This window comes from Streptomyces chisholmiae, assembly GCF_031845445.1.
Classification (GTDB): domain Bacteria; phylum Actinomycetota; class Actinomycetes; order Streptomycetales; family Streptomycetaceae; genus Streptomyces; species Streptomyces chisholmiae.
Window position 1 is genome coordinate 236,591 of the sequence record NZ_JAVREO010000004.1, and the last position, 26,506, is coordinate 263,096.

Genomic DNA, 26,506 nt, shown 5'->3' on the forward strand with positions numbered 1-26,506 from the left:
GCCGTCAGTTCCGATTCGGGCGAAATGCCACCAACGAGTGGTATTTCACCGGAACTTGCCGCCCATCACTGAATGATCTGTTATAAGCGGGGATGCGGCGGCCCGTCCCCCGGTCAGGAGGCGGTGAGCCGCGTCACGCGCTCGGCGTCGCAGAGCCGGGGGCAGGTGACGCAGGTGTCCGCCGGTCGCAGCGTATAGAACATGCAGCAGCTGGCGCGCTCCCGGGTACGCAGGGCGGTGTCGCCCGGGCCGGCCAGCTCACGGAAGCCGGCACCGCTGCCGAACGGGGCCGTGCCGCCCGGCAGCAGCAGGGCCGACTCCCGCACGGCGCGCTCCTCCTCGCCCAGGAGATGGCCGAAATACCACATCGACTCGACCAGTTCGTCCGCGGCCGCGCCCCACAGCGCGCGCGACCGGCGGCGCATCCGGGGGCCGAAGGCGTCCAGCAGGGGGCCGAGGTGGTCGGCCGCCGCGCGTCGCACCTCGGCGCGCAACGCCTCCTCGTCGGGGACCACCAGCGCCCCCGGGTCACCGGCCGCCGGATCGTCCGGCAGGCAGGCGAACGCGGTGACCCGGACCGTGAACCAGGCCGGGTCCCGGCGGAACGAGACGTCCTCGGGAGCCAGCCGCGGGACCCGGCGGAGCAGGAAGTAGGGGACGGTGAAGAGCGCCGCCGCCGGCCAGCCGTAGCGGTGTAGCCCGAAGGTCGCCACGACGTCCGGCCGGGCCGGGCGGCCGTAGGTCTCGGCCGCCAGCCGGGCCTCGTCGGCCAGGAAGGCGTCCAGCTCGGCGCCGCCGTCGGCGAGCGCGTCTGCCCTGGTCCAGCCCGCGTCGGAGCGCGGTTCGCCCTCGGTCACCCGGAGGGTGGGCATCAGCTCGGCGAAGCGGGCGTAGGCGGGCGTGAGCGGCGTCGTCGCGGCCACGGCGGGCACGGTCATGGGGCCATCGTTCCCTTGTTGGTGCAGGCAAGGCTTACCTTACCCGACGGTGTGCGGGGTTTGCCCTGCCGGAAACTCCGCCTAGGGTGCTGGAACCCACTTGATTCGGGGGCGAGAGGGATGGAGCGGACAAGATGGAGTCCACCCGAACGGAATCGGCCATTTCGGGGGCGACGACCCTGGTCGGGCGACCACGGCCGAGAAGCCGGTCGGCGCTGGCGGCGCGCCGCCGCCCGCCACCGACCCGCCACTCGGTGCGGGCCCAGGTGCTGGCCGCGCTCCGGGACGCCCTGGCCGCCGGGGAGTTGACGCCCGGCCAGACCTACTCGGCCCCGCTGTTGGCCGAGCGCTACGGCGTCTCCGCCACCCCGGTGCGGGAGGCGATGCAGCAGCTGACCAGCGAGGGGCTGGTCGAGACGGTCCCCAACCGGGGTTTCCGGGTCGCCGGGCGCAGCCCGCGCGACGTGGCCGAGCTGGCCGAGGTGCGCGCCGCGCTGGAGGTGCCGGCGCTGCTCCGGCTGGCCCGCACGCTGCCGGCCGAGCGCTTCGAGGAGCTGCGCCCGCTCGCCGAGGCGACGGTCGGCGCCGCGGCCCTGGGGGACGTGCTCGGCTACGCGGAGGCCGACCGCCGCTTCCACCGGGAGCTGCTGTGGCTGACCGGCAACCGGCAACTGGTCGCGGTCGCCGAGGAACTGCACCGCAAGGCCCAGTGCCCCGCGGTGCCGGGCGGCCCACCCGGCTCGGTCGAACTGCTCGCCGAGGCCCGGCAGCACGGGGTGCTGCTGGACGCCCTCGGCCGCGGCGACATCGCCGCCACCGAACGGCTGGCCCACGCCCACCTCGTCGCCTGACCGCCCGGGCCCGCCGGGCACCTGACGGGTGGCGACCGGTCTGGCGCCAGGTCCACCGCCCGACGCGGGCGGGACCGCGCGCCGGTGTGACGGGTCGGGGCCTCCGCCCGGCGCGGCGGCCGGGGCCACCGGGCGGCTTGGCCGCCCGTCGGGCGTCGCCGGGCACGTGCCCGGCGGGCTCGGCTGCCTGCCGGGGAAGGCGGCCGAGTCGCCCGTTGGGGATGTGTCCCAGCGGTTGGCGAGCGTCAAGGGTGGCCGATTCGTGTGCGCCGTCGGGAGGCGGGCCGCCGGCCCGGCCGTGCGGGCGGTGCCGGGCGGTCCGGGGCGCCTGGCCGGTTCGCCCCGGCGCGCGCTGGCGCGAACCGGCAGCCGGCCAGCGCCGGTATCCCGTGGCGCGCGCGGCGCGCGCGCCGGCGTGCGCGCGCCCGGGTGGGTTACTCCGTGGCGGCCACCGGGGCCGGGGCTTCGGCCGGTGGTTCCGGGGGCAGTTGGGGCGCCAGCCAGCGGGGTACGTTGCCCAGCAGGCGGTAGAGCCGGGCCGCCTCCGCGCGCAGCCGGGCCGCCTCGTCCGCCGGCTGCACCCCGGCCAGCGCGACCAGCGCCGGGGCGATGCCCACCAGGAAGCCCAACTCCTCGCGCAGCCGCAGCGATTCGGCGAAGCCGTGCCGCGCCTCCGGCAGGTCGTCGTTCTCCAGGGCCAGCGCGGCCAGGTGGCGCCAGGTGTAGGAGCTGAGCAGCGCGTCGCCCCGGCTGAGCGCCTCGTTGTGCGCCCGGCGGTAACCGGTCTCCGCCGCCCGCGCGTTGCCGCTCACGTGCTCGGCCATCAGCCCGCGACGGAAGTCGAGCAGCGGCCGGCCGGGGGAGTCGGGGGCCAGCAGCGCGGCGGCCCGCCCGAGGGCGGCGCGGGCCTCGTCGGCCCGGTCGCGCACCCGCAGCAGGGTGGCCGCGTACGCCAGGTAGCCGCGCTCGCAGGCCGCGGCGCCGCGCTCCTCGTCGTCGAGGGTCATCGACTCCACCGCGCGCAGCGCCTCCTCGGCGCGTTCCCAACCCTGGCCGGTGAACATGCAGCGCTCGACGAGGAGTCGGGCACGCAGCAGGGCCGCGCGGGGGTCCCGACGGGCCGCCGGGGCCAGCAACTCCGCCGCGTCCTCCCAACAGCCTCGGGACCGCAGCCGCCATACCGCACTGTCGAGCGCCGTTCCGCTCGCCGTCTCCAGAACCGGATGTGGTACGGCGGTATCCGTCACATCGCCCTCCCAGCGCGTCGTTGTGCTGTTAGCCCCTCGTGATGTGAGTGCATCTCAGCATGAGGGACGGCACCCGGCCAAGAGGGGAGAGTGAATCAGTTCACAAGTTGCCGCGCGGGTCGATTCGGCGGGCCCGACAGGGCTGGGAATCAGCCATTTACGGGCCGGTTACCGTGGCGTGTTCCCGGGGTTGCCAGGACCTCACCCGAGGCGCAGCGCCAGCAGGAAGTCGACGGCGTCCTCCAGCCGCCCCAGGTCGCGGCCGGTGAGCTGCTCGATCCGGCCGATCCGGTACCGCAGGGTGTTCACATGGAGGTGGAGGCGGGCGGCGCAGCGCGTCCAGGAGCCGTCCTCGGCGAGGAACGCCTCCAGGGTGGGCAGCAGTTGGGCCCGGTGCCGCCGGTCGTACTCGCGCAGCGGGTCGAGCAGCCGCTCGCTGAAGGCGCCCCGCACGTCCTCCGGGACAAAGGGGAGCAGCACCATGTGGGAGGCGAGTTGGTCATGGCCGGCGACCGCCACCGGCTCCGTCCTGGCCGCGGCCAGCCGCCGGGCGTGCCGGGCCTCGCGCAGCGCCCCGCGCAGCCCCTCGGCCTCCGGCACGGCCGAGCTGACCCCGAGGGTGAGCCGGCCGCCGGTGCCGAGGCCAGCGGTGAGCGGGTGGCGGGCCGCGCTCTCCAGCGTCTCGGCCCGCACCGGGGCGCCCGGGGTGCCCGCCTCGGCCAGCGGGCAGACCGGCAGCAGGGCCACCGCCTCGCCGTCCGCGTGCGCCACCGCGACCTCGGCGTCCGGCTCGGTCGGGTCGCCGAGCAGCTCCTCCAGTACCGCGCGGGCGGTCGGCCCGGTGTCGAATCCGGCGTCCGGCCAGCTGAGTCGGGCCACCACCAGCTGCCAGTCCTGGCCGGCCCGGCCTGGCAGCAGGACCGGCGCGGCCACCCGCAGCCGGGCGGCCACCTCGGCCGCCGGGGCGCTGGTGGTCAGCAGCTCCAGCACCTGCTGGGCGAGCCGCCGGCGCACCCCGCGGGCGGCCTCCCGGCGGTCGCGCTCCACCGCGACCAGCCCGGCCACCCCGTCCAGCAGCGCCAGCCGTTCCGCCGGCCAGTCGCCGGTGTCGGCGCGGACCGCGAGCAGCCAGTCGGCGAGCAGCGCGGGGCGCCGGTCGGCCGGCGACCCGGCGCCTGGCCCGGGCACCAGCCCCTCGCCCGGCACCGGGAAGAGCGAGTAGACCCCGCCGCCCGGCCCGCCGGCCGGCAGCGCCACCCGCTGCGGCCCCGGCGGCGCCCCGCCGGCGGCCAGCCGCCGGGCCGCCAGCTCCGCGCCGACGCCGGCCGGCAGCGGCCCGGCCCCCGAGTCGGCCACCGGCCGGCCGGTGGCCGTCAACAGCCAGGCCGGCAGGTCCAGATCGGAGCCCAGCAGGGCGAGCACCGCCCGCGGCCCGCCGCCGGCCGAGGTCAGCCGGCGGTGCCTGGCCACCACGGCGGCCAGGTCGCCGGCCCGCTCGACGGAGACCTGGCGCACCACGTGCTCGGTGAGATCGGCGAAGCCGACCTCCTCGGCGACCGCGAAGAGCGGCAGCCGGTGCCGGGCGCAGGCGGTGGCCAACTCGTCGGGCACCGACCCGAACTCGGCGGTCCCGGCGGCCAGCCCGGCCACCCCGGCGGCCGCCAGCAGCCGGACGAACGGCTCGGCGTCCGCCGCCCCGCGCCACCAGGCCAGCCCGGTCAGCACCAGCTCGTCGCCGTGCAGGTAGCGGCTGGGGTCCCGCAGGTCGGTGGTCATCACCCCGCGCACCGGGCGGTCCAACTCCTCGCGGCCCCACAACAGTCGCAGGCCGAGCTGGTCCGACTCCAAAAGGGCGCGCAGGCGCATCTCTGACTCCCTCGACGGGCTGGTGAACGGCGTCCGTGGCGGGTTCTTCGGATGAATCTACAAGAACGGTAGTGCCGCCAGTCGTGGGCTTCGGGCCTTCCGTGACTGCCCCCGGCGGGCCGGGTCGGGCTCTACTGGAGGCCCGGGACGCGCGCCTGTCGTGTGGCCCCGTCCGGCGTCGTCCCATACCGGGCGTGCGGCACGTTCGCGCCCGACGGCGCCGCGCGCGCCGAGCCCGCCCGTCCGCAAGCGGAAAGAGCCGACCCGATGGAGTTCCTTCGCCCGGCCACCTGGCCGGAGGCCCTGGCCGTGAAGGCGGCGCACCCCGACGCGGTGCCGCTGGCCGGCGGCACCGACCTGATGGTGGAGATCAACTTCGACCGGCGCCGCCCCGAGCGGCTGCTCGACCTCAGCCGCGTCCCCGAACTGCGCGCCTGGGGGCCGGCGGACCGGGCGGTGCGGCTGGGGGCCTGCGTGCCCTACCGCACGGTCATCGACCGGCTCGGCGCCGAACTGCCCGCGCTGGCGCTGGCCGCCCGCACCGTCGGCTCGCCGCAGATCCGCAACCGGGCCACCGTGGCCGGCAACCTGGGCACCGCCTCGCCGGCCGGCGACGCGCACCCGGCGCTGCTCGCCGCCGGCGCCCGGGTCGAGGTGGCCAGCGTGCGCGGCACCCGTGCCATCCCGGTCGAGGAGTTCTACACGGGCCCGAAGCGGAACGCGCTCGCGCCCGACGAGCTGATCCACTCGGTGCTGGTCGACCGGGCCACCGGGCCCCAGCAGTTCGCCAAGGCCGGCACCCGGAACGCCATGGTGATCGCGGTCTGCGCGGTGGCCGTGGCGCTGCGCCCCGAGGAGCGGGCGGTGCGCACCGGAGTCGGCTCCGCCGCCCCCACCCCGATCCGGGCCACCGAGGCCGAGGAGTTCCTGGCCGGGGTGCTGGCCGAGGGGGACCACTGGACCACCGGCCGGCCCCCGCCGCCGGCCGCCGCCCGGCGGTTCGCCGAACTGACCGCCGCCGCCTGCGCCCCCATCGACGACGTGCGGGGCAGCGCCGACTACCGCCGGCACGCCGTGCGGGTGCTGGCCCGCCGCACCCTGGACTGGGCCTGGCGGGCCCAGGCCCGGCCCGAAGGAGCCCCGGAATGCGTGTGAACCTCACCGTCAACGGCCGGCCGTTGACCGCCGACGACGTCTGGGAGGGGGAGAGCCTGCTGTACGTGCTGCGCGAACGGCTCGGCCTGCCGGGCGCCAAGAACGCCTGCGAGCAGGGCGAGTGCGGCTCCTGCACCGTCCGGTTGGACGGCGACCTGGTCTGCGCCTGCCTGGTGGCCGCCGGGCAGGCGGAGGGCGCCGAGATCCGCACCGTCGAGGGGCTGGCCGAGGCCGACGGCCGACTGGCCCCGATCCAGGCGGCGTTCGTCGAGACCGGCGCCGTGCAGTGCGGCTTCTGCACCCCCGGGCTGCTGCTGGCGGCCGAGGACCTGCTGGCCCGGGTCCCGCGCCCGGCGGACGCCGACATCCGGGAGGCGCTCTCCGGCAACCTCTGCCGCTGCACCGGCTACGAGGCCGTCCTGGACGCGGTCCGGCTGGCCGCGGCCCGCGCCGCGGGGGCGCCCGACCCGGCCGGCGCCGGCCCGACCCCCGAACGGAGGCCCTGACCATGGGAGTGGTGCCGCCCCCCAGCGGGCTGACCCAACGCGGGGACACCGCGCCCCAGGCCACCGGCGGGATCGGCGAGTCGACCCAGCGCCCGGACGGCGTGCTCAAGGTCACCGGCGAGTTCGCCTACGCCTCCGACCTGTGGCACCAGGACATGCTCTGGGGTCACACCCTGCGCAGCCCGCACGCGCACGCCGAGATCCGGTCCGTGGACATCGCCGAGGCGCTGGCCGTGCCCGGGGTGCACGCCGTGCTCACCCACCGGGACCTGCCGGCCGCCACCCACTACGGCCTGGAGTTCACCGACCAGCCGGTGCTCGCCGTCGACCGGGTGCGGTACCAGGGCGAGGCGGTCGCCCTGGTGGCCGCCGACCACCCGGAGACCGCGCGCCGGGCCGCCGCCCGCATCCGGGTCGACTACGTCGAACTGCCCGTGGTCCACGACGAGGCCAGCGCCACCGCGCCCGGGGCGCCGGTGCTGCACCCGGACCGCACGGACCACCACGCCGCCCACGTGCCGCACCCGAACGTGGTCCACCGGCAGCCGGTGATCAGCGGCGACGTGGCCGCCGCCGCGCCCACCGCCGAGGTGGTGGTGCGCGGCGAGTACACCGTCGGCACCCAGGACCAGGCGTTCCTCGGACCCGAGTCGGGCCTGGCGGTGCCGGCCGAGGACGGCGGCGTCGACCTCTATGTCGCCACCCAGTGGCTGCACGTCGACCAGCGCCAGCTGGCGCCCGTCCTCGGCCTGCCGCCGGAGCTGGTGCGGCTGACGCTGGGCGGGGTGGGCGGCGCCTTCGGGGCCCGCGAGGACCTCTCGATGCAGGCGCACGCGTGCCTGTTGGCGCTGCGCACCGGCCGGCCGGTGAAGATGGTCTACAACCGGGAGGAGTCGTTCTTCGGCCACGTGCACCGGCACCCGGCGCGGCTCGCCTACGAGCACGGCGCCACCCGGGACGGCCGCCTGGTGTACGTGAAGGGCCGGATCGTCCTGGACGGCGGCGCCTACGCCTCCTCGTCGGCGGCCGTGGTCGGCAACGCGGCCTCGCTGGGCGTCGGCCCCTACCGGGTGCCGCACACCCATCTGGAGGCCATCGCGCTCTACACCAACAACCCGCCGTGCGGCGCGATGCGCGGCTTCGGCGCCGTGCAGGCGTGCTTCGCGTACGAGGCGCAGCTGGACAAGCTGGCCGCCGCGCTCGCGATGGACCCGGTCGAGCTGCGGCAGCGCAACGCGCTGTGCCAGGGCGACACCATGCCGACCGGCCAGCCGGTGGACTCCCCGGCGCCGGTCGCCGAACTGCTGCGACTGGTGCGGGAGCGGCCGCTGCCGCCGGAGCGCCCCTGGGAGGTGCCGGCGGCCGGAGGCGCCGACGGCCAGGTCGGTGTCGACCTGCGGGAGCTGCCGGGCGGGCTGGCCAACACCAGCCACGGCGAGGGCATCGTGCGGGGCGTCGGCTACGGCGTCGGCATCAAGAACGTGGGCTTCTCCGAGGGCTTCGACGACTACTCGACGGCCCGGGTGCGGCTGGCCGTGGTGGCCGGCGAACCGCGGGTCACGGTGCACACCGCGATGGCCGAGGTCGGCCAGGGCGGGGTCACCGTGCACGCCCAGATCGCCCGCACCGAGCTGGGCGTGAGCCAGGTCAACATCCTGCCGGCCGACACCCGGGTCGGCTCCGCCGGCTCCACCTCGGCGTCCCGGCAGACCTACATGACCGGCGGCGCGGTGCGCAACACCTGCCTCGCGGTCCGCGCCGAGGCGCTGCGGCTCGGCCGGCGGCGCCTCGGCGCCGGCCAACCCGGCTGGGACGAGCCGGGGTTGCGGCTGGTGGACGGCAAGGTGGTGACCCGGGACGGCGCGGTGCTGGCCGGGCTGGCCGAGGTGCTCGGCGACGAGGCGATCGACCTGGAGCTGGAGTTCCGGCACCGCCCCACCCAGCCGTTCGACCGGGAGACCGGCCAGGGCTTCGGCCACGTCCAGTACTCGTTCTGCGCGCACCGCGCGGTGGTGGACGTGGACGTGGAGCTGGGCCTGGTCAAGGTGGTCGAGCTGGCGGCGGCGCAGGACGTGGGCCGGGCGATCAACCCACGGGCGGTGCTCGGCCAGATCCACGGCGGCAGCACCCAGGGGCTCGGCCTCGCGGTCCTGGAGGAGATCCTGGTCGGCCCGGACGGGACCATCCGCAACCCGTCGTTCACCGACTACCTGATCCCCACCATCCTGGACGTCCCGCCGATGCCGGTGGACGTGCTGGAACTCGCCGACGAGCACGCCCCGTACGGGCTGCGCGGGGTCGGCGAGGCGCCCACCCTCTCCGCGACGCCGGCCATCGTGGCCGCCATCCGGCAGGCCACCGGCCTGGAACTGCCGCGCGTTCCGGTCCGACCCGAGCACCTCACGGGCACCTGACCGGCCGCGACCGCTGTGCCCGCCGCCCCGCGGCGGCCCCCGACCGGAACCGCCCGACCAGGGCCCCAGGCCCGAACTCGTGGAACGGAGGCCGACCATGCTGGACATCGCCACCGAACTCGACGCGTGGTGCCGCCAGGACCGGCCGTTCGCCGTCGCCACCGTGGTGGCCGTCGACGGCAGCGCGCCGCGCCAGCCCGGCGCCGCGCTCGCCGTGGACGAGCGGGGGCGGGCGCTCGGCGGCGTCTCCGGCGGCTGTGTGGAGGGCGCGCTCTGGGAGGAGTGCCGGGCGGCGCTCCGCGCGGGCACGCCCCGGCTGGTGCGCTACGCCGCCGACCCGGCCGACCCGTTCGCCCCGGCGCTCACCTGCGGCGGCACGGTGGAGCTGCTGGTCACCCCGGTGACCGCGGACGCGCCGGACCGGGCGCTGCTGGCGCGCGCCCTGGCGGCGGCCGCCGGCGGCGGGCCGCTGGTGCTGGTCCGGGCCCTCCCGACGCCCGGCCGCCCGGGCGGCGGCCTGCTGCTCCGGGAGTCGGCGGACCCGGCCGGGGGCGTGGGGACCCTCGGCTGGGGCGCGGAGGCCGACCGGCTGGCCCTGGCCGAGGCCGACGCGCTGTTCGCCCGCGGCCTCAGCGGCACCATCCGACTGCCGGGCGGGCGGCGGGCGTTGGTGGAGTGCCGGACGGCGCGGCCCCGGCTGCTGGTGTTCGGCGCGGTGGACTTCGCCGCCGCGCTGGCCGCGGTGGCCGGCCCGCTCGGCCACCGGGTCACGGTCTGCGACGCCCGGCCGGTCTTCGCGACCGCGGAACGCTTCCCGGCGGCGGCCGAGGTGGTCACCGACTGGCCGCACCGGTACCTCGACGGCCAACGGCTGACCGCCGCCGACGCGGTCTGCGTGCTCACCCACGACCCCAGGTTCGACGTGCCGGTGCTGGTGCGGGCGCTGCGCGGCCCGGCCGGCTACGTCGGCGCCATGGGCTCCTGGCGCACCCACGAGGACCGGCTGCGCCGGCTGCGCGCCGCCGGCCTCGGCGAGCCCCACCTGGCCAGGCTGCGCTCGCCGATCGGGCTCGACCTGGGCGCGCGCACCCCGGCCGAGACGGCGCTGGCCATCGCCGCCGAGATCGTCGCGGTGCGCCGCGGCGGCAGCGGGGTGCCGCTGACCGGCAGCGGCCTGCCCATCCACCGGGACGGGCGGGCCCCGGCCGACTGTCAGTGGGAGGACATAGCCTCGCCCCATGACCGTTCGTCGGCGCCTCCCGCGAGGCCCCAACCGCACGCCGCCTGACCGCCGGTGGCCCGGCCGCCCGGGCGTCGCCCGCGGCGCGCGGTGCTCAGGGCTCGGTGTTGACGCCGTCCCGCAGCAGCAGCTCGCCCGGCTCGTTCACGGGCTGCGGCGTGCCGCTCAGGTCCAGCACGAAGAGCGGCAGCCGCAGCCGGTCGGCCAGGGCCCTGGCCTGCCGCCGGTAGCCGGCCAGCGAGAAGGCGACGGCCAGCGAGCTGCCCAACAGGCCGTGCAGCCAGAGCACTTCCAGCTCCTCGTCGCCGGTCGGCTGGGTGCTGGCGTCCACCAGCCCGACCACGGACGGGCCGCGCAGGTCGAGGCCGGAGGCGGTCCTGGGCACCGCGGTGCGGACGCCGCTGAAGCCCAGCCAGCGCAGGAAGTGCGCCGCGCAGGCGACGGCGTCGTAGCCCGTCCTGATGGTCAGCGGACGGAACGGGCCGCGCCGGCCGGCGGCTTCGGCGGCCGGCGTGCCGGCGGCCCGGCCGTCTGGCGCGCCGCGCGCCGCCCGCCGCCCCTGGGCGAAGTCCCGGGCGGCGTTGCTGCCGGCGCCCTCCCGCGGCTCGTTCGGGCGCTGGGGCGGCCGCTGCTCGCGGCCGGCGTCCGAGGGGTCCGCCGTGTCCTCCCGGCCGTCCGGGCGCTCCGTGCCGTCCGCGCCCGTCGCCTCGTCCGGCCCCGTCGTGTCGTCGATCCCCACCGCGCCGCCCGTCCCCGTCGTCCGCTCCACGCCCGCGCTGCTGCCGCCGGCCCCCGTCCTCGCGTCCCCGCCCGCCGCGCCCGCCGCGCCCGCCGCGTCCTCCTGGCCGCCCGGCGCGCCCTCGTGGGCGGGGCCCGTCCCGTCCGCCGCGCGGTGCCAGGACGGGCCGGCCACCCGGGGCGCCCGGGGCGCCAGCCGGACCAGCGCGCCGCAGGGGCAGTCGAAGCCCGGGTGCGGCCACTGCCCGCGCAGCCCGCAGGCCGGGCAGTCCAGCTCCGTCCAGATGTCGCCCCAGGAGCGGTGCCCGACCCGCACCGGCTGGACGTCGCCGGTCACCGGCAGGGTGACCGGGGCGCCACAGGCGCACGGATACTCCGGCGGGACGTACCGGTGTTCGCGCCGGCACGCCGGGCATCGCAGCGACACGCTTCTGGCCATCGGACGCTCCCCCAACCGAACTTCTTGACGGGACTCTCACACGACCCCCAGTCGTGGGTCGAGCCTACGGACCTACGCTGGGAGCCGCCCCTCCCATCCGAACACGCCCCACGCCACCCGGTACGCGCACCACCCCGCAGGAGGCCCGAGCGAGCGCCGGCGACCATTGTTCATCGGAATGTGACCCGCGATCTAGCCCTCCGTATGGCGTGATGCGCGGACAGTGATATTTACTTTCCCTGCCGGGTCTTTTCACGTCTGGCCGGGTGTGTTGGCCACGGCGTGTTCTTCGGGCGGCTCTGCGACGTATGGGCAGGGGAGGGCTGGGTGGCAGGAGAAGCTGAGCGGACCCACGCGGTGCGCGGCGTGCCGATGGGCGCGCTCGACCCCCGGGTGACCACGCTGCGCGCGGCCGTGCACCGGTTGCACCGCGAGCTGGGCGGCTACCGGCTCGCGCTGGACGACCGCGAGGTCGCGGAGCGCCAGTTGGCCCTGCTGGACGAGCTGACGGTCACCGGGGCGCCCGACGAGGCCACCCTGGGGCAGTCGCTGCTGGTGATCGCCGCGGCGCTCGGCTCGGTCAGCGCGTTGGCCGGGGCGGTCGCGGAGTTCCGGCGGGCGGTCGAGCTGTTCGGCGTCCCGCACTTCCGGGCGCCGGGGCCGGCGGGGCTGACCGTGCCGAGCGCCGGCGCGGTCGGTTGGCGACGCTTCCCCGGCTGAGTGCGCCCCGGGCGCCCGCCGGCGGGCGGGGTGCGGGGTTAGGTTGACCGGGTGCGACTGAGACTTGAGTTCTCCACGGAGCCCTTCGACCTGGACCGACCGCCGGCGCACGCCCTGGCGGCGCGCGAGGTGGTGCGCGCGGCCGAGCTGGAAGCGGTGGACGTCGGCCCGTTCGGGAACAGCGCGGAGGGCGCGCCCGAGGCCGTCATCGACGCCGTTCAGGCGGTGCTGCGCCGCTCCCTGGCGGCCGGCGCGACCCGAATATCCCTGCAGATCAACACGGTTGACCAGCCGGCCGCCGACCCGACGCGGCCGGCGGACGGGGGGCGTGCCCCATGAGCGTTCCGGACGGCGAGCGGGGGCCGGTCGGGCCCGGCCCCCGTGCCGAGCCGAGCACCCCCCCGCCGGCCAGGCCGGCCGGCCGCGCGCCGCAGCCGCCGCCAGGACCGGGGGCGGCCGGCGAGCCGGAGTCCGGGGAGGCACGGTTCCTGGCCGCGCTCGGGCCGCTGCTGACGGCCATCGGCGGCGAGTTGGTCGACCCGACGGAGGCCGGTGAGGACGACGTCCCGCTGCACTGGGACGGGGCCACCGTGGCCGCGGTGCGGCTGCCGCTGCTCTCCGACTCGCTGGACCACCTCCTGGACGACCTGCGTCGGCGGCACGGCCGGCCGTTGGCCGAGCTGGATCGCAGGACCAAGCAGCGGATCGTCAGGAGCCTGGAGCAGCGCGGCGCGTTCGCCCTGCGGCACGGCGTGGAGACGGTGGCCGCCGCGCTCGGCGTGAGCCGCTTCACCGTCTACAACTACCTCAACTACGTGTCGGAGCGGCGGGCCGAGGCGCGCGGCGACGAAGGGGGGAGCCGGCGGGACGGCTGACCGGGGCGGTGGCCGCGCGGACGACGGGCGAGGGCCGGCGCGCCACGCACTTCAACAAACTGTTGACGTTGGTGGCTTGGGGTACTTAGCTTGGCGCATGACCTCGCCCCCACATCCCGGGCTGGCCTGGCTCAACCACGCGCCGGTCGGCGCCGTCCGGGCCGCCCTGCACCGCGTCTGCGCCTCCGCCGCCTGGGGCGAACGGCTGTTGGCCGCCCGCCCGTTCGCCGACCAGGAGGCGCTGCTGGCCGCCGCGGACGCGGCGCTGGCCGAGCTGCCGGAGCCGGAGTTCGAGGCCGCGGTGGCCGGCCACCCGCCGATCGGCCGCCCCAGACCCGGAGACCCCACCTCGGCCCGCGAGCAGAGCGGACTGGCCGACGCGGACCAGGAGCTGCGCGCCGAGCTGCTCGACCTCAACCTCAGCTACCAGGAGCGCTTCGGCCGGGTCTTCCTGATCTGCGCCAGCGGTCTGTCCGGGGAGCGGATGCGGGACGCGCTGCGGGCCCGGCTCGCCCACGAGCCGGCACACGAAGCAGCCGTCGCGCGGGGTGAGTTGGGCAAGATCAACCGGCTGCGCCTGGTCCGGTTGGTGACCACCGAGGTGACCGTGTCCACCCATGTGCTGGACACCAGCGCCGGCCGGCCGGCGGCCGGCGTCCCGGTGCGGCTGGCGGTCCGGGACGGCCGGCCGGGGGAGTCGGCGGAGTGGACGCCGCTCGCCGAGGGGCGCACGGACGCGGACGGCCGCTGCGGCACCCTGCCGCCGCTGCCGGGCGGCTCGGTCGCGGCCCGGCTGACCTTCGTCGTCGAGCCCTATCTGACCGGGGGCGGCCCGGGCGTCGCGTTCTTCCCGGAGGCCACCGTCGACTTCGCGGTCACGGCCGGCGAGCGCTACCACATCCCGCTGCTGCTCAACCCGTTCGGCTATTCCGTCTACCGAGGGAGCTGATCCGATGCCGGTGCTCGGCCAGAACCAGTACGGCAAGGCCGCGACCCGCGTGGTGCGGGTCGCGCGGGCGGGCGCGACCCACCAACTGACCGACCTCACCGTCCAGGTGGCGCTCTCCGGGCAGCTGACCGAGGCGCACCTGGTGGGCTCCAACGCCGCGGTGCTGCCCACCGACACGATGAAGAACACCGTCTACGTCTTCGCCAGGGAGCGCGGCATAGCCTCTCCCGAGGCGTTCGCGGCGGAGCTGGCCCGACACTTCGTCACCTCCCAGCCGACCGTCGAGCGGGCGCTGGTCACCGTCGAGGAGCACCGCTGGGAGCGGCTGGCCGACCACTCCTTCGTCCGCTCGGGGCAGGAGACCAGGACGGCGCGGGTCGCCTACCGCGCGGACAGGTTCGAGGTGTTGTCCGGGCTGACCGGGCTGACCGTGCTCAACACCACCGACTCGGAGTTCCACGGTTTCGCGCGGGACGCGTACACCACCCTCGCGGAGACCACCGACCGGGTGCTGGCCACCGAGGTGACCGCGGTCTGGCGGCACACCGCCCAGGACGCCGAGACGATCGCGGCGGCCGACTGGAACGCCGACTACGCCACCGCCCGGGAGCGGCTGCTGGCGGCGTTCAGCGGGACCTACTCCTACTCGCTGCAGCAGACGCTGTTCGCGATGGCGTCCGCGGTGATCGAGACGCTTCCCGGGGTGGCCGAGATGCGGCTCTCGCTGCCCAACAAGCATCATTTCCTGGCCGATCTGAGCCCGTTCGGGATCGCCAACGAGACCGGCGACGGCGCCGTCTACCTGGCCACCGAGCAGCCCTTCGGCCTGATCGAGGCCACCGTGCTGCGCGAGGGCGCGGAGCAGCGCATCCCCGTCGAGCTCACCAGCCCGGCCTGACCCGCGCGCCCGCACGGGCACTCGCACCCGCACGGCACCGCTTCTGACCGAACCTGACCACCGGGAGGTGGGGTATGCCCGCCACAGCCGCCACGCCTGATCAATCGACCGACGGACAGTCGCTGTTGGTGATCGAGAACTGCGCCATCGCGACCATGGACGCCGCGGGGCAGGAGTACGCCAGCGGCCATCTGGTGGTCGGCGGCAAGCGGCTGCTCGCCGTCGGCCCGGGGCCGGCCCCGGCGCGGTACGCGGCGGCCGGCCGCCGGATCGACGCCGGCGGCCAGCTGGCCACCCCGGGGCTGGTCAACACCCACCACCACTTCTACCAGTGGCTGACCAGGGGGTTGGCGCAGGACGCCAAGCTCTTCGACTGGCTGGTGGCGCTCTACCCGCTCTGGTCCCGGATCGACGAGCCGATGGTGCACACCGCCGCCCGCGCCTCGCTGGCCATGATGGCGCGCGGCGGGGTCACCACCGCCATGGACCACCACTACGTCTTCCCCCGAGGCGCCGGTGACCTGTTGGGCGCCGAGATCCGGGCCGCCCGCGAGCTGGGCGTCCGGTTCACCGCCGCCCGGGGCTCGATGGACCTCGGCGAGTCGGCCGGCGGGCTGCCACCGGACTTCGCGGTGGAGACCACCGAGGCCGCGCTGGCCGCCACCGAGGAGGCCGTCGCCACCCACCACGACCCGGCGCCCGACGCGATGCTGCGGATCGCCGTCGCGCCCTGCTCGCCGTTCTCCGTCACCACCGAACTGCTGCGCGAGTCCGCCACGTTGGCCCGCCGGCTGGGGGTGCGGCTGCACACCCACGGCTCGGAGACCGCCGAGGAGTCGGCGTTCTGCGAGGAGCGCTTCGGGATGGGCCCGACCGCCTACTTCGAGAGCACCGGCTGGCTGGGCGACGACGTGTGGATGGCGCACTGCGTGCACATGACCGACGCGGACATCGCCGCCTTCGCCCGCACCGGCACCGGGGTCGCGCACTGCCCCTCGTCCAACGCCCGGCTGGCGGCCGGCATCGCCCGGGTGCCCGACCTGCTGGCGGCCGGTGTCCCGGTCGGCCTGGGAGTGGACGGCACCGCCTCCAACGAGTCCGGCGAGCTGCACCCGGAGCTGCGGAACGCGCTGCTGGTCAGCCGGCTGGGGCCGTGGCGGGAACGCGCGCTGACGGCGCGCCAGTCGCTGCGGCTGGCGACCGCCGGCGGCGCCGAGGTGCTGGGCCGGCGGGACGAGATCGGCTCGCTGGAGCCGGGCAAGCTCGCCGATCTGGTGCTCTGGCGGCTGGACGGCCTGGGGCACTCGACCATCGAGGACCCGGTCGCGGCGCTGGTCCTCGGACCGCCGGCGCCGATCAGCCTGTCCCTGGTGAACGGCGTGCCGGTGGTGGTGGACGGTGAGTTGGTCACCGCGGACGTGGCCGAGATCGCCGCCACGGCCCGGACGCAGGCCCGCCGGCTGGCCGAACGCGCGGCGGCCGGCTGATCATGTCCGTTAAGGCCGCAAGCCCCGCCCTTCAGGGCGGGGACAAGGCCGGGTCCGGGCCCGTACCCTGGCGGCCTTAACACGCGCGGATGGTGTCGTGTTAGCCGTGTCGCAGGCGGTGAAGCGGGCGTACAAGTACCGCTGCTACCCCACGTCCGAACAGGCGGAGCTGTTGCTGCGCACGTTCGGCTGTGTGCGGTACGTCTGGAACAAGGCCCTCGCCGAACGTACCCGCCGCTACAAGGGCGAAGGCGCGAACACCACCTATGTGGACACGGCGAAGTGGCTCACCGCGTGGAAGCGGGAGGAGGAGTCCTCGTTCCCGCGCGAGGTGTCGAACGTGCCGCTCCAGCAGGCCCTCCGGGCTCAGCAGCAGGCGTTCGCGGGTTTCTTCGCCCAGCGCGCCCGGTACCCGGGATTCAAGTCGCGGAAGAAGTCGCGGAAGTCTGCGACGTTCCAGAACAACGCCATCACCTTCCGCGAGGGGCGGTTGAAGCTGGCCAAGACCAGCGAGCCGCTTCCCGCGCGTACGCACCGTCCGCTCCCGGAGGGTGCCGAACCGTCGTCGGTGACCGTGTCCCAGGACGCGGCGGGCCGCTGGCTCGTGCCGATGAAACAGGAACCTCACTCCCGCGAGGGAATGAGGCCCCTCCCCTCAGGGAGGGGGGAAGTCACTGTTCACACGGTCGCAAGGTGCCGCAATGGCCTTCGCCGGGGGATTGGCGCAGGATGGCGGGCCATGACGAACGACGAGAGGTCCTACGACCGCCTCCGGCTGCGCCAGTTCCTCGACGGTACCGCCAGGGCGGATGGGGTCGACCGGCGGGCGCTGCTGCGGCTGTTGGCCGCCGGTGACGCGGTCGGCGCGGCCTCGGCGCTCGGTGTGGCGTCGCCGGCCGGCGCGGCCGCGCGCGCCCCGGGAGCCGCCGACAGCGCGCCCGGCATCGTCAAGCCGCTGCCCGACGACCGGTTCGTGGTGCACGGCACCAACGCCGAGACCTGCTGGGCGGCGCTGCGCGACACCGGCTACCACACCCCCAACGAGCTGTTCTTCGTCCGCAACCACACCCGCACCCCGCGGCTGGCCGCCGCCGACTGGCGGCTCACCGTCTGGGGGAGCGGCCTGCGGTCCGGGCCGGTGGAGTTCGGGTTCGACGAGCTGCGCGCGCTGCCCGCGACCGAGCTGACGGCGGCCGTGGAGTGTGCCGGCAACGGGCGCAGTTTCTATACCTCACAGCAGGGCGAGACGGTCTCCGGCACGGCCTGGAAGCTGGGCGCCATCGGGGTGGCGCACTGGCGCGGGGTGCGGCTGGCCGAGGTGCTGCGCCGTGCCGGGCTACGCCGGGACGCCGTCGACGTGCAGCCGCGCGGCCTGGACGATCCGTTCACCGACTCCTCCGGCGCCGAACTCGGCCGGGTGCGGCGCCCGTTGCCGCTGGCCAAGGCGCTGGACGACGTGCTGCTCGGGTACCAGATGAACGGCGAGCCGCTGCCGGCCGACCACGGGCACCCGGTGCGGGTGCTGGTCCCGTCCTGGATCGGCATCGCCTCGATCAAGTGGGTCGGCGACATCGAGGTGTCGGCCGAGCCGCTCTACTCGCCCTGGAACACCGACCTCTACCGGCTCTTCGGCCCGGACCACCCGGCCGGCGGCAGCGCCCCGCTGACCCGGCAGACCCTCAAGAGCGCCTTCGAGCTGGACTGGGACGCGCCGCTGGCCGTCGGCGCCACCCACGAGCTGACCGGCCGCTCCTGGTCCGGCGGCGCGCCGGTGCGCTCCGTCGAGGTCAGCGTCGACGGCGGCCGGCGGTGGCGGGCGGCCCGGCTGCGGGACCGGCCGCGGCCGGACGGCTGGGTGCGCTGGTCGCTGCCCTGGACGCCGACCACCCCGGGCCCGGCCACCCTGCTGGCCCGGGCCACCGACGCGGACGGCACCCGGCAGCCGGAGCGGGCCACCTACAACGCCCAGGGCTACCTGTTCAACGCGGTGGTCCGGCACCCCGTCCTGGTGACCGCCTGACGGCGCCGACCCGCCCGCCCGGCGTCAGGCGTCGCCCCGGCGGCCCTCGTCGACCGGGGCCAGCACCTGGGTGACGGTCTGTTGGTAGATCACCGAGCTGCGGAAGTTGACCACCTCGCGGCGGGCGCTGACCTGGTCCATCAGGAACGCGTGCAGCCGCTCGATGGTCGGCACGGCCACCTGGATCACGAAGTCCTCGTCGCCGGAGACCACCAACACCGAGAGCACCTCCGGCTGTTGGGACAGGTAGTGCTGGAAGCCGGTGATCACCTCCCGGCTGAGCGGGCGCAGCCGGGCGAAGATCAGCGCCTGCAGTGGCCGGCCCAGCGCCCGGGGGTCGACGGCGGCGTGGTAGCCGGTGATCACGCCCCGGGCGCGCAGGCTCCGCACCCGCTCAAGACAGGTGGACGGGGCGACGCCCACCAGCCGGGCCAGCTCCCGGTTGGTGAGCCGTGCGTCCCGCTGGAGATGCCGGATGATCGCCGAATCTATGTCGTCCATGGTCGCCATTGTCCGGTCTCTTCCGAACAGGGTTCGGTGTGTCCCCCACTCGGGCGCACTTCGGGCTAGCTTTCGTCGGGTGTCCGCGCCAGCCGACCGTAGAAGGGCCGCACCTTGACGACCACGACGACCACCAGCGCCGGGGCTCCAGCGACCTCCACCACGACGACCCCCACGAGCGGCGGGGCACCCAGCACGCCGGCCGACCACTACGACCGGTTGCTGGCCGAGCACTACACCTGGATGCTGGGTGGCCACCTGCCCGACCTGGTGGCCGAGCAGCGGGCGCTGCTGGCCGAGCTGGGGCTCGACGGCGCCGGCGACGGTGACGGCGATGCCGGCGGCGAGCGGCGGCTGGCGGTCGATCTCGGCTGCGGTCCCGGCCACACCAGCCTGGCCCTGGCCGGCCTCGGCTACGACCGGGTGCTCGCCGTGGACCTGAGCCGGCCGCTGCTGGCCGAACTGGCGGGCTACGCCGCCGAGGTGCCGGCGGTCCGGCCGGTCCACGCCGACCTGCGCACCGCGCTGCGCGAGCTGGTCGGCCCGGGCACCGCGGACGCCGTGGTCTGCCTCGGCGACACCCTGACCCACCTGCCGACCAGGGGCGACGTGGCGGCGCTGCTGAACGATGTCGCCGGTGCGCTCACCCCGGACGGCACCGCCGTGCTCGCCTACCGGGACCTCACCGTGCCACTGACCGGGACCGACCGTTTCCTTCCGGTACGAGCCACCGAGGACCGGATCATGACCTGTTTCCTGGAATATCCGGCCGACTTCGAGGACTACACGGTGGTGGTGCACGATCTGGTGCACAGCCGGACCGGCGCGGACGACGACTGGACGCTGACCACTGGCAGTTACCGCAAGCTGCGGCTCTCCCACGACTGGGTGCTGCGGCAGTGCCGGACGGCCGGCCTGGCGGTGGTCGGCGAACGCGTCGGCCAGGGCGGGGTGGCCCGCACCGTGGCGCTGCGGCTCGCCGGCTGACCGGCGAGCCGCCCTCGGTCCGGCTCAGTCCAGCAACTCGTAGGCGGGCAGGGTCAGGAAGTCCACGTAGGACTCGTCCAGCGCGATCTCCATCAGCAGGTCGAAGGCGCGCTCCCAGCCGCCGGCGGCGAACGCGTCCTCGCCCACCTCGTCGCGGATCGCCAGCAGCTGGTCGGCCGCGACCTGGCGGACGTAGCCGCGGGTGACCCGCTCCCCGTTGTCCAGCAGCACCCCGGCGTTGATCCACTGCCAGATCTGCGAGCGGGAGATCTCGGCGGTGGCCACGTCCTCCATCAGGTGGAAGACCGCCACCGCGCCCCGGCCGGCCAGCCATGCCTGGAGGTAACGGGTGCCCACCTGCACCGCGTTGCGCAGCCCCTCGACCGTCGGGCGGGCCGTCAGCGAGCCGATGTCCAGCAGCTCCTCGGCGGTCACCAGGACGTCCTCGCGCAGCCGGTCCTTCTGGTGCGGCCGCTCGCCCAGCACGGCGTCGAAGGCGCCCTCGGCGACCGGCACCAGGCCCGGGTGTGCCACCCAGGAGCCGTCGAAGCCGTCCGTCGCCTCCCGCTCCTTGTCGGTCCTGACCTTCTCGAAGGCCACCTTGTTGACCTCGGCGTCCTTGGCCGGGATGAACGCGGCCATGCCGCCGATGGCGTGCGCGCCCCGCTTGTGGCAGGTGCGCACCAGCAGCTCCGTGTAGGCGCGCATGAAGGGCGCGGTCATGGTCACCGCGTTGCGGTCCGGCAGCACGAAGCGCTCGCCGCCGTCCCGGAAGTTCTTCACGATGGAGAACAGGTAGTCCCAGCGGCCGGCGTTCAACCCGGAGGCGTGGTCGCGGAGTTCGTAGAGGATCTCCTCCATCTCGAAGGCCGCGGTGACCGTCTCGATCAGCACCGTGGCGCGGACCGTGCCGTGCGGGATGCCCAGGGCCTCCTGGGCGAAGACGAAGACGTCGTTCCACAGCCGCGCCTCCAGGTGCGACTCCAGCTTCGCCAGGTAGAAGTACGGCCCCTTGCCCAGCTCGATCAGCCGGGCGGCGTTGTGGAAGAAGTAGAGCCCGAAGTCCACCAGGGAGCCGGGCAGCGCGCGGCCCTCGACGGTGAGGTGGCGCTCGTCCAGGTGCCAGCCGCGCGGCCGGGTGACCACGGTCGCCAACTCGGCGTCCGGGCGCAGCCGGTACTCCTTGCCGCGCTCGTCGGTGAAGTCGATCCGGCGACGGTAGGCGTCGGCCAGGCTGAGCTGACCTCCGATGACGTTCTCCCAGGTGGGGGAGGTGGCGTCCTCGAAGTCGGCCAGCCAGATCCGGGCCCCGGAGTTGAGCGCGTTCACGGTCATCTTGCGGTCGGTCGGGCCGGTGATCTCCACCCGCCGGTCCTGGAGCGCCGGCGGCGCCGGGGCCACCGTCCACGCGCCCTCCCGGATCTCGGCGGTCTCCGGCCGGAAGTCCAGGCGGCCGGTGCGGGCGATCTCCTCCCGGCGGCGGGTGCGCAGCGCGAGCAGCTCGTCCCGGCGCGGGGTGAACCGCCGGTGCAGCTCGGCGAGAAAGTCCAGGGCCTCGGGGGTGAGCACCTCGTCCTGGCGTGGCACCTCGTGCCGGGCTGTCACGGTGACGGCTGACATGGGGGACTCCTTAGCGACGGTTCCACCTCGGCGGGACGGAAATGGATAGTAGTTTCTACATTGTGGAAGATCAATGAGCGGTCGGTGGCTCGGACAGTCGACGCAGGTCGGCGGGGTGGTCGAGATCGCCAGGGTCGGCCACGTCGGCGCACTCCACCAGCGTCAGCCGGTCCGCGCGCGCCCGCAGATAGTCGCGCGCGCCCCGGTCACCCCGGGCGGCCTCGGCCACCCCGGCGAGGTGCGCCGCCCCCAGCAGCACCGGATGGCCGCGCTCCCCCCGGTAGGCCGCCGCGGCGAGCGTCTCCGGCGAGCGCAGCGCGCCGGCCACCCTGGCCATCGCCGCCGTCCCCACGAAGGGCTGGTCCACCAGCGCGACCAGGGCTCCGGCCGGTGGCTCGGCGAGCCCGCCGAGCGCGGCCAGACCGGCGCGCAACGACGAGCCCATGCCGGACTCCCACGCCGGGTTGCGCACCACCAGGCAGTCGTCGAGCGCGGCGCGGGCCAGCACCTCGTCCACGCCGGCGCCCAACACCACCACGACCGGCGCGCAACCGGCGGCACGCAACTCCCCGACCACCAACTCCACCAGCGGGCGCCCCCGGTACGGCAGCAGCGCCTTCACCCGACCGCCGAGCCGCCGCCCCCCGCCGGCCGCCAACAGCACCCCGGCCACCCGCGCCATCGGCGCCTCCCGTTCGTCCGTGTCCGCGCCGCGCCGCCCCGGCGCCGCTCTCCGTGTCGATGTCGACAACCGGCGTCGGTGTCGACGCCAGCGCCTGCCGACACCAGCGGACGCCGCTGCCGACACCAGTGCCTGCCGGTGCCGCTGTCGCCCGCGACGCCGGCGCCGACGTTCGGGACGCTGCGGCGGCCCCGCGCCGAGACCCGGTCCGGCCCCGGCCGGGCCTTCAGCCCTCGACGTCCGGCGAGGTGGCCAGCGCGGCGCCCAGCTCGGCCGCGACCTCACGCAGCAGCGGCGCCAGCTTCTCCACCGCCTCGTCGGTGAGCCGACCGGCCGGCCCGGAGACGGATATCGCGGCGGCGGTCGGCGCGTCGGGCAGCGCCACCGCGATGCAACGGACGCCTATCTCCTGCTCGTTGTCGTCCACCGCGTAGCCCTGCTCGCGGACCGCCCGCAGCGCCCGCAGGAAGGCGTCCGGCGTGGTGATGGTGCGTTCGGTGGCCGCCGGCATGCCGGTGCGCCGCAGCAGCGCGCGCACCTCGTCGTCCGTCAGCCCGGACAGCAGCGCCTTGCCCACCCCCGTGGAGTGCGGCAGCACCCGCCGGCCGACCTCGGTGAACATCCGCATCGAGTGCCGGGAGGGCACCTGCGCCACGTAGACCGCGTCGTCCCCGTCGAGCAGCGCCATGTTGGCCGTCTCGCCGGTCTCCGCCACCAGCCGGGTGAGGTACGGCCTGGCCCAGGTGGCCAGCGGCCGGGTCGCCGCCTCCCCGAGCCGGATCAGCCGGGGCCCCAACGCGTAGCGGCGGTTGGGCTGTTGGCGGACGTAGCCGCAGGCGACGAGGGTGCGCATCAGCCGGTGGATGGTGGGCAGCGGCAGCCCGCTGCTGCTGGCCAGCTCGCTCAGTCCGGTGACCCCGCCGGCGTCGGCCATCAGCTCCAGCAGCGCGAAGGCCCGCTCCAGGGACTGCACCCCGCCGCTCGCGGAGGACCTGCGCACCTCGGACGGCGACACGGCGCGTTTCCTCCAGCGGCCCAGTTCTGTGAACAACGGTCACCGGCAGCCTACCGGCCCTTGACGGCTCGCCCTGGGCGGTCGACCATCGAAGCGCTCGACTTCAACAAAATGTTGCAGGTGTCCGTGCGTCGGTGAGCGTCGAGGGGTGGCCGGTTGACCAGGTTCGAGGGCGCGCGCGGCGACGCGCCGGAGCTGCTGCTGCGGGCCACCCGGGTGGTCACCCCCGAGGGCGTCCGGCCGGCCGCCGTCGCCGTGGCGCACGGCCGGATCACCGCCCTGCTGCCGCACGACGCGCCGGCGCCGCACGGCGCCGTCACGGTCGACTACGGGACGGCGGCGCTGCTGCCCGGCCTGGTCGACACCCACGTGCACATCAACGACCCGGGCCGCGCCGACTGGGAGGGCTTCCCCACCGCCACCAGGGCCGCCGCCGCCGGCGGCGTCACCACCCTGCTGGACATGCCCCTCAACAGCCTGCCCCCCACCACCCGCCCCGAGTGGCTGGCCACCAAGCGGGCCGCCGCCCGCGGCCGGGTGCACGTGGACGTCGGCTTCTGGGGCGGGGCCGTGCCGGACAACCGCCCGCTGCTCAGGCCGCTCCACCAGGCCGGCGTGTACGGCTTCAAGTGCTTCCTCTCCCCGTCCGGCGTCGAGGAGTTCCCGCTGCTGGACCCGGACCAACTGGCCGCCGCGATGACCGAGATCACCGGCTTCGACGGGCTGCTGATCGCGCACGCCGAGGACCCGGAACGGCTGGCCGCCGCCCCCGAACCGACCGGCCCGCGGTACGCGGACTTCCTCGCCTCCCGCCCGGCCGCCGCCGAACACGCGGCGATCGAGCGCCTGTTGACGCTGGCCGCCCGGCTCGGCGCGCGGGTCCACGTGCTGCACCTGTCGGCCGCTTCGGCGCTGCCGCTGATCGCCGAGGCCAAGGCGGCCGGCGTCGCCGTCACCGCCGAGACCTGCCCGCACTTCCTCACCCTGACCGCCGAGGAGATCCCGGACGGCGCCACCGAGTTCAAGTGCTGCCCGCCGATCCGGGAGGCCGCCAACCAGGACGCGCTGTGGGCCGGGCTCGCGGACGGCACCCTGGACTGCGTGGTCTCCGACCACTCGCCCTGCACCACCGACCTCAAGGTCCCCGACTTCGCCCGGGCCTGGGGCGGCATCTCCTCCTTGCAGCTCGGGCTGCCCGCCGTCTGGACGGCCGCCGCCGCCCGCGGCCACTCGCTCGCCGACGTGGCCCGCTGGATGGCCACCGCGCCCGCCCGGCTCGCCGGGCTGCACCGGAAGGGCGCCATCGAGCCCGGCCGGGACGCCGACTTCGCCGTCCTCGACCCGGAGGCCGAGTTCACCGTGGACCCCGCCGCCCTCCACCACCGCAACCCGGTGACCGCCTACGCCGGCCGGCCGCTGCGCGGCGTGGTCCGCGCGACCTGGCTGCGCGGCACCCGGGTCGCGGGCGGCGGCACCGCGCCGGTGCCGACCGGCCGGCTGATCGAAAGGAGCCCGACCGCGTGACCAGCGCCCACGAGCCCACCGTCTTCCGCGGTGCCGCCGCCCCCTACGCCGGCGGCGACCCGTACGCCGACTACCGGTCGCCCGCCCCCGAGGCCGCGTCCTGCACCCGGCTGCCCGACCTGGCCGACCGGCGGCTGGGCGGCTCGGTCCCGGCCGCCAGCGACGAGTTCTTCGCCGAGCGGGAGAACCTGCTCACCCCGGGGCCGGCCCGCTTCGACCCGGCCGCCTTCGGCCACAAGGGCAAGGTCATGGACGGCTGGGAGACCCGCCGGCGGCGCGGCGCGCGCGCCGACCGGCCGCACCCGACCGCCGAGGAGCACGACTGGGCGCTGATCCGGCTCGGCGTCCCCGGCCGGCTGCACGGCCTCGTCGTGGACACCGCCCACTTCCGCGGCAACCACCCGCACGCGGTGCGGGTGGAGGGCACCGAACTGCCGGGCGCGCCCGGCCCGGAGACGCTGCTGGCGCCGACCACCCGCTGGACGGAGCTGGTGCCGCTGACCGAGGTCGGCGGCCACGCCGCGCACCTCTTCCCGCTGCCGCCGGCCGCCCGGCGGCGCGTCACCCATCTGCGGCTGAGCCAGTTCCCCGACGGGGGTGTCGCCCGGCTGCGGGCGCACGGCGAGCCGGCGCCCGACCCGGACTGGCTGACCGCCCTCGGCACCTTCGACCTCGCGGCGCTGGAGCACGGCGGGCTGGTCGAGGACGCCTCGGACCGCTTCTACTCGCCGCCGGTGCACACCATCCTGCCGGGCCGGCCCCGCGCCATGGACGAGGGCTGGGAGACCCGCCGCCGCCGGGACGACGGACACGACTGGCTGCGCTACCGGCTCGCCGGGCAGGGCCGGCTCCGCGCGGTGGAGATCGACACCGGCTGCTACCTGGGCAACGCCCCGGGCTGGGCCGAACTGGCCCTCTGGGACGGGGAGTCGGCCGGCGGCGCGGCGCCCGGCGACGCCGCCGGGGTGGCGTTCGACGCCTGGCGGCTCGCGCTGCCCCGCACCCCGCTGCGCCCGGACACCGTGCACCGCTTCGTGCTGCCCGCCGACACCCCGCCCGCCACCCACGCCACCCTGCGGGTCTTCCCGGACGGCGGGATCGCGCGCCTGCGGCTGCACGGCACGCTGACCGACACCGGGCTGCGCCGGCTACGGGAACGCGCCGGGGCGCACGCCGACTGATCCGGAACGCGCCGGCGCCGCTCCCTGGGCGTGCACGCAAGTCGTGGGCGCCACGTCGGCGTCCTGTGAACTCTCGGGAAATATCCCGGATGTGCGGTTGACGCGCATCAAGCTACGCGCGTCACACTAGGGGGATGGGCATGAAAAACGTGTCAAGGACGGCCAGGAGCGCCCGTGTTGGCGCGCTGAGCACGCTCCTCGCCGCCGTGCTGGTCGGCGGTCAGAGCGTCGCGACCGCCGCACCCCTTCCTACTCCTGCCCCCACCCCCACCTCCGCGACCACCCTCGTCCAGCCGCAGGACTTCGGCGACATCTGCTACGGCGCCCTGCCGTCGCAGGCGCACGACACGCTCGACCTGATCGAGCGCGGCGGCCCCTACCCCTACCCGCAGGACGGCGGCGTCTTCTACAACCGCGAGGGCCTGCTGCCCGACCAGGCCACCGGCTACTACCACGAGTACACGGTGGAGACCCCGGGCATCGACCACCGGGGCGCCCGCCGCGTCGTCACCGGTGACTCGGCCCAGGAGGACTACTACACCGCCGACCACTACGAGTCGTTCGACCTGATCGACTACGGCTGCTGAAGCCGTCCCACCCCCACCGACCATCGTCCCCCCACGGCGGCGCCGGGCCGTCCCCACCGGTCCCGG

At 75.7% G+C, this 26,506-nt stretch carries 24 protein-coding genes and 1 pseudogene; 17 read left to right on the plus strand and 8 right to left on the minus strand.

Translation table 11 applies throughout. The features are described from left to right. Positions 1-113 precede the first annotated feature (113 nt). The gene (locus RM844_RS08485) at positions 114-938 is read right to left on the minus strand and encodes a (2Fe-2S)-binding protein (RefSeq protein ID WP_311666347.1); all 825 of its coding nucleotides are present in this window, start codon (positions 936-938) and stop codon (positions 114-116) included. 134 nt (positions 939-1,072) lie between these two features. Here RM844_RS08485 and RM844_RS08490 point away from each other — a divergent pair, with 134 nt between their 5' ends. Continuing rightward, positions 1,073-1,789 (plus strand): GntR family transcriptional regulator, encoded by a 717-nt coding sequence (locus RM844_RS08490; RefSeq protein ID WP_311666348.1) that lies wholly within the window; start codon positions 1,073-1,075, stop codon positions 1,787-1,789. Between the two features lie 434 nt (positions 1,790-2,223). On the opposite strand, the gene RM844_RS08495 is transcribed toward RM844_RS08490, so the two are convergent. Beyond that, positions 2,224-3,036 carry a hypothetical protein gene (locus tag RM844_RS08495; RefSeq protein ID WP_311666349.1) on the minus strand — a complete coding sequence of 271 codons (813 nt, stop codon included), beginning with the start codon at positions 3,034-3,036 and terminating at the stop codon, positions 2,224-2,226. Positions 3,037-3,237: 201 nt separating this feature from the next. Beyond that, positions 3,238-4,902: a PucR family transcriptional regulator gene (locus RM844_RS08500; RefSeq protein ID WP_311666350.1), complete on the minus strand. Its 1,665-nt coding sequence runs from the start codon at positions 4,900-4,902 to the stop codon at positions 3,238-3,240. Positions 4,903-5,169: 267 nt separating this feature from the next. On the opposite strand from RM844_RS08500, the gene RM844_RS08505 reads away from it, so the two are divergent. The 4 genes from RM844_RS08505 (at position 5,170) to RM844_RS08520 (ending at position 10,265) form a co-directional block, all read left to right on the plus strand. Further along, positions 5,170-6,057, plus strand: a complete 888-nt coding sequence (locus tag RM844_RS08505; protein ID WP_311666351.1) for an FAD binding domain-containing protein — start codon at positions 5,170-5,172, stop codon at positions 6,055-6,057. Beyond that, on the plus strand, positions 6,048-6,563 hold the full coding sequence (locus tag RM844_RS08510; protein WP_311666352.1) for a (2Fe-2S)-binding protein: 516 nt from the start codon (positions 6,048-6,050) through the stop codon (positions 6,561-6,563). Before RM844_RS08505 ends, RM844_RS08510 begins: the two co-directional genes overlap by 10 nt. A 2-nt stretch (positions 6,564-6,565) precedes the next feature. Next, the gene (pucD, locus tag RM844_RS08515) at positions 6,566-8,977 is read left to right on the plus strand and encodes a xanthine dehydrogenase subunit D (protein WP_311666353.1); all 2,412 of its coding nucleotides are present in this window, start codon (positions 6,566-6,568) and stop codon (positions 8,975-8,977) included. 97 nt (positions 8,978-9,074) lie between these two features. Continuing rightward, positions 9,075-10,265, plus strand: coding sequence for an XdhC family protein (locus tag RM844_RS08520; RefSeq protein ID WP_311666354.1), 1,191 nt, complete (start codon positions 9,075-9,077; stop codon positions 10,263-10,265). A gap of 46 nt (positions 10,266-10,311) precedes the next feature. Here RM844_RS08520 and RM844_RS08525 read toward each other — a convergent pair whose 3' ends face one another. Then, the gene (locus RM844_RS08525) at positions 10,312-11,394 is read right to left on the minus strand and encodes a hypothetical protein (RefSeq protein WP_311666355.1); all 1,083 of its coding nucleotides are present in this window, start codon (positions 11,392-11,394) and stop codon (positions 10,312-10,314) included. 327 nt (positions 11,395-11,721) lie between these two features. Between RM844_RS08525 and RM844_RS08530 the strand changes: the two genes are divergently transcribed. The 8 genes and pseudogenes from RM844_RS08530 (at position 11,722) to RM844_RS08565 (ending at position 18,343) form a co-directional block, all read left to right on the plus strand. Then, positions 11,722-12,114, plus strand: a complete 393-nt coding sequence (locus tag RM844_RS08530) for a DUF5955 family protein (protein ID WP_311666356.1) — start codon at positions 11,722-11,724, stop codon at positions 12,112-12,114. 51 nt (positions 12,115-12,165) lie between these two features. Continuing rightward, positions 12,166-12,453, plus strand: coding sequence for a hypothetical protein (locus RM844_RS08535; RefSeq protein WP_311666358.1), 288 nt, complete (start codon positions 12,166-12,168; stop codon positions 12,451-12,453). A gap of 149 nt (positions 12,454-12,602) precedes the next feature. Continuing rightward, positions 12,603-12,989 (plus strand): helix-turn-helix domain-containing protein, encoded by a 387-nt coding sequence (locus RM844_RS08540; protein WP_311666575.1) that lies wholly within the window; start codon positions 12,603-12,605, stop codon positions 12,987-12,989. A 97-nt stretch (positions 12,990-13,086) separates the two neighbouring features. Next, on the plus strand, positions 13,087-13,938 hold the full coding sequence (gene uraD / locus RM844_RS08545) for a 2-oxo-4-hydroxy-4-carboxy-5-ureidoimidazoline decarboxylase (protein ID WP_311666359.1): 852 nt from the start codon (positions 13,087-13,089) through the stop codon (positions 13,936-13,938). Between the two features lie 4 nt (positions 13,939-13,942). After that, positions 13,943-14,836, plus strand: a complete 894-nt coding sequence (gene pucL, locus RM844_RS08550) for a factor-independent urate hydroxylase (RefSeq protein WP_311666360.1) — start codon at positions 13,943-13,945, stop codon at positions 14,834-14,836. 74 nt (positions 14,837-14,910) lie between these two features. Then, positions 14,911-16,323 (plus strand): 8-oxoguanine deaminase, encoded by a 1,413-nt coding sequence (locus tag RM844_RS08555; RefSeq protein ID WP_311666361.1) that lies wholly within the window; start codon positions 14,911-14,913, stop codon positions 16,321-16,323. 118 nt (positions 16,324-16,441) lie between these two features. Then, positions 16,442-16,918 (plus strand): annotated as a pseudogene (locus tag RM844_RS08560) (RNA-guided endonuclease InsQ/TnpB family protein); the annotation flags it as partial. A 144-nt stretch (positions 16,919-17,062) separates the two neighbouring features. Beyond that, on the plus strand, positions 17,063-18,343 hold the full coding sequence (locus RM844_RS08565; protein WP_311666576.1) for a sulfite oxidase: 1,281 nt from the start codon (positions 17,063-17,065) through the stop codon (positions 18,341-18,343). A 24-nt stretch (positions 18,344-18,367) separates the two neighbouring features. On the opposite strand, the gene RM844_RS08570 is transcribed toward RM844_RS08565, so the two are convergent. Then, entirely contained in the window at positions 18,368-18,844 is a 477-nt protein-coding gene (locus RM844_RS08570) for an Lrp/AsnC family transcriptional regulator (protein WP_311666362.1), read from the minus strand. A 114-nt stretch (positions 18,845-18,958) separates the two neighbouring features. Between RM844_RS08570 and RM844_RS08575 the strand changes: the two genes are divergently transcribed. After that, the gene (locus RM844_RS08575) at positions 18,959-19,831 is read left to right on the plus strand and encodes a class I SAM-dependent methyltransferase (protein WP_311666364.1); all 873 of its coding nucleotides are present in this window, start codon (positions 18,959-18,961) and stop codon (positions 19,829-19,831) included. A 24-nt stretch (positions 19,832-19,855) separates the two neighbouring features. On the opposite strand, the gene aceB is transcribed toward RM844_RS08575, so the two are convergent. The 3 genes from aceB to RM844_RS08590 all read right to left on the minus strand — a co-directional run bounded on the left by aceB (position 19,856) and on the right by RM844_RS08590 (position 23,148). Continuing rightward, positions 19,856-21,451, minus strand: a complete 1,596-nt coding sequence (gene aceB, locus RM844_RS08580) for a malate synthase A (protein ID WP_311666365.1) — start codon at positions 21,449-21,451, stop codon at positions 19,856-19,858. Positions 21,452-21,521: 70 nt separating this feature from the next. Continuing rightward, positions 21,522-22,133: a nucleotidyltransferase family protein gene (locus RM844_RS08585; protein WP_311666367.1), complete on the minus strand. Its 612-nt coding sequence runs from the start codon at positions 22,131-22,133 to the stop codon at positions 21,522-21,524. A 226-nt stretch (positions 22,134-22,359) separates the two neighbouring features. Continuing rightward, the gene (locus tag RM844_RS08590) at positions 22,360-23,148 is read right to left on the minus strand and encodes an IclR family transcriptional regulator (RefSeq protein WP_311666368.1); all 789 of its coding nucleotides are present in this window, start codon (positions 23,146-23,148) and stop codon (positions 22,360-22,362) included. 156 nt (positions 23,149-23,304) lie between these two features. Here RM844_RS08590 and allB point away from each other — a divergent pair, with 156 nt between their 5' ends. The 3 genes from allB (at position 23,305) to RM844_RS08605 (ending at position 26,440) form a co-directional block, all read left to right on the plus strand. Continuing rightward, a complete protein-coding gene (gene allB / locus RM844_RS08595) occupies positions 23,305-24,672 on the plus strand; it encodes an allantoinase AllB (protein WP_311666369.1) in 1,368 nt (455 codons plus the stop codon). Beyond that, positions 24,669-25,853 (plus strand): allantoicase, encoded by a 1,185-nt coding sequence (alc, locus tag RM844_RS08600; RefSeq protein WP_311666370.1) that lies wholly within the window; start codon positions 24,669-24,671, stop codon positions 25,851-25,853. The genes allB and alc overlap by 4 nt, the downstream gene beginning before the upstream one ends. Positions 25,854-25,987: 134 nt before the next feature. Continuing rightward, entirely contained in the window at positions 25,988-26,440 is a 453-nt protein-coding gene (locus tag RM844_RS08605) for a ribonuclease domain-containing protein (protein WP_311666372.1), read from the plus strand. Positions 26,441-26,506: the final 66 nt, after the last annotated feature.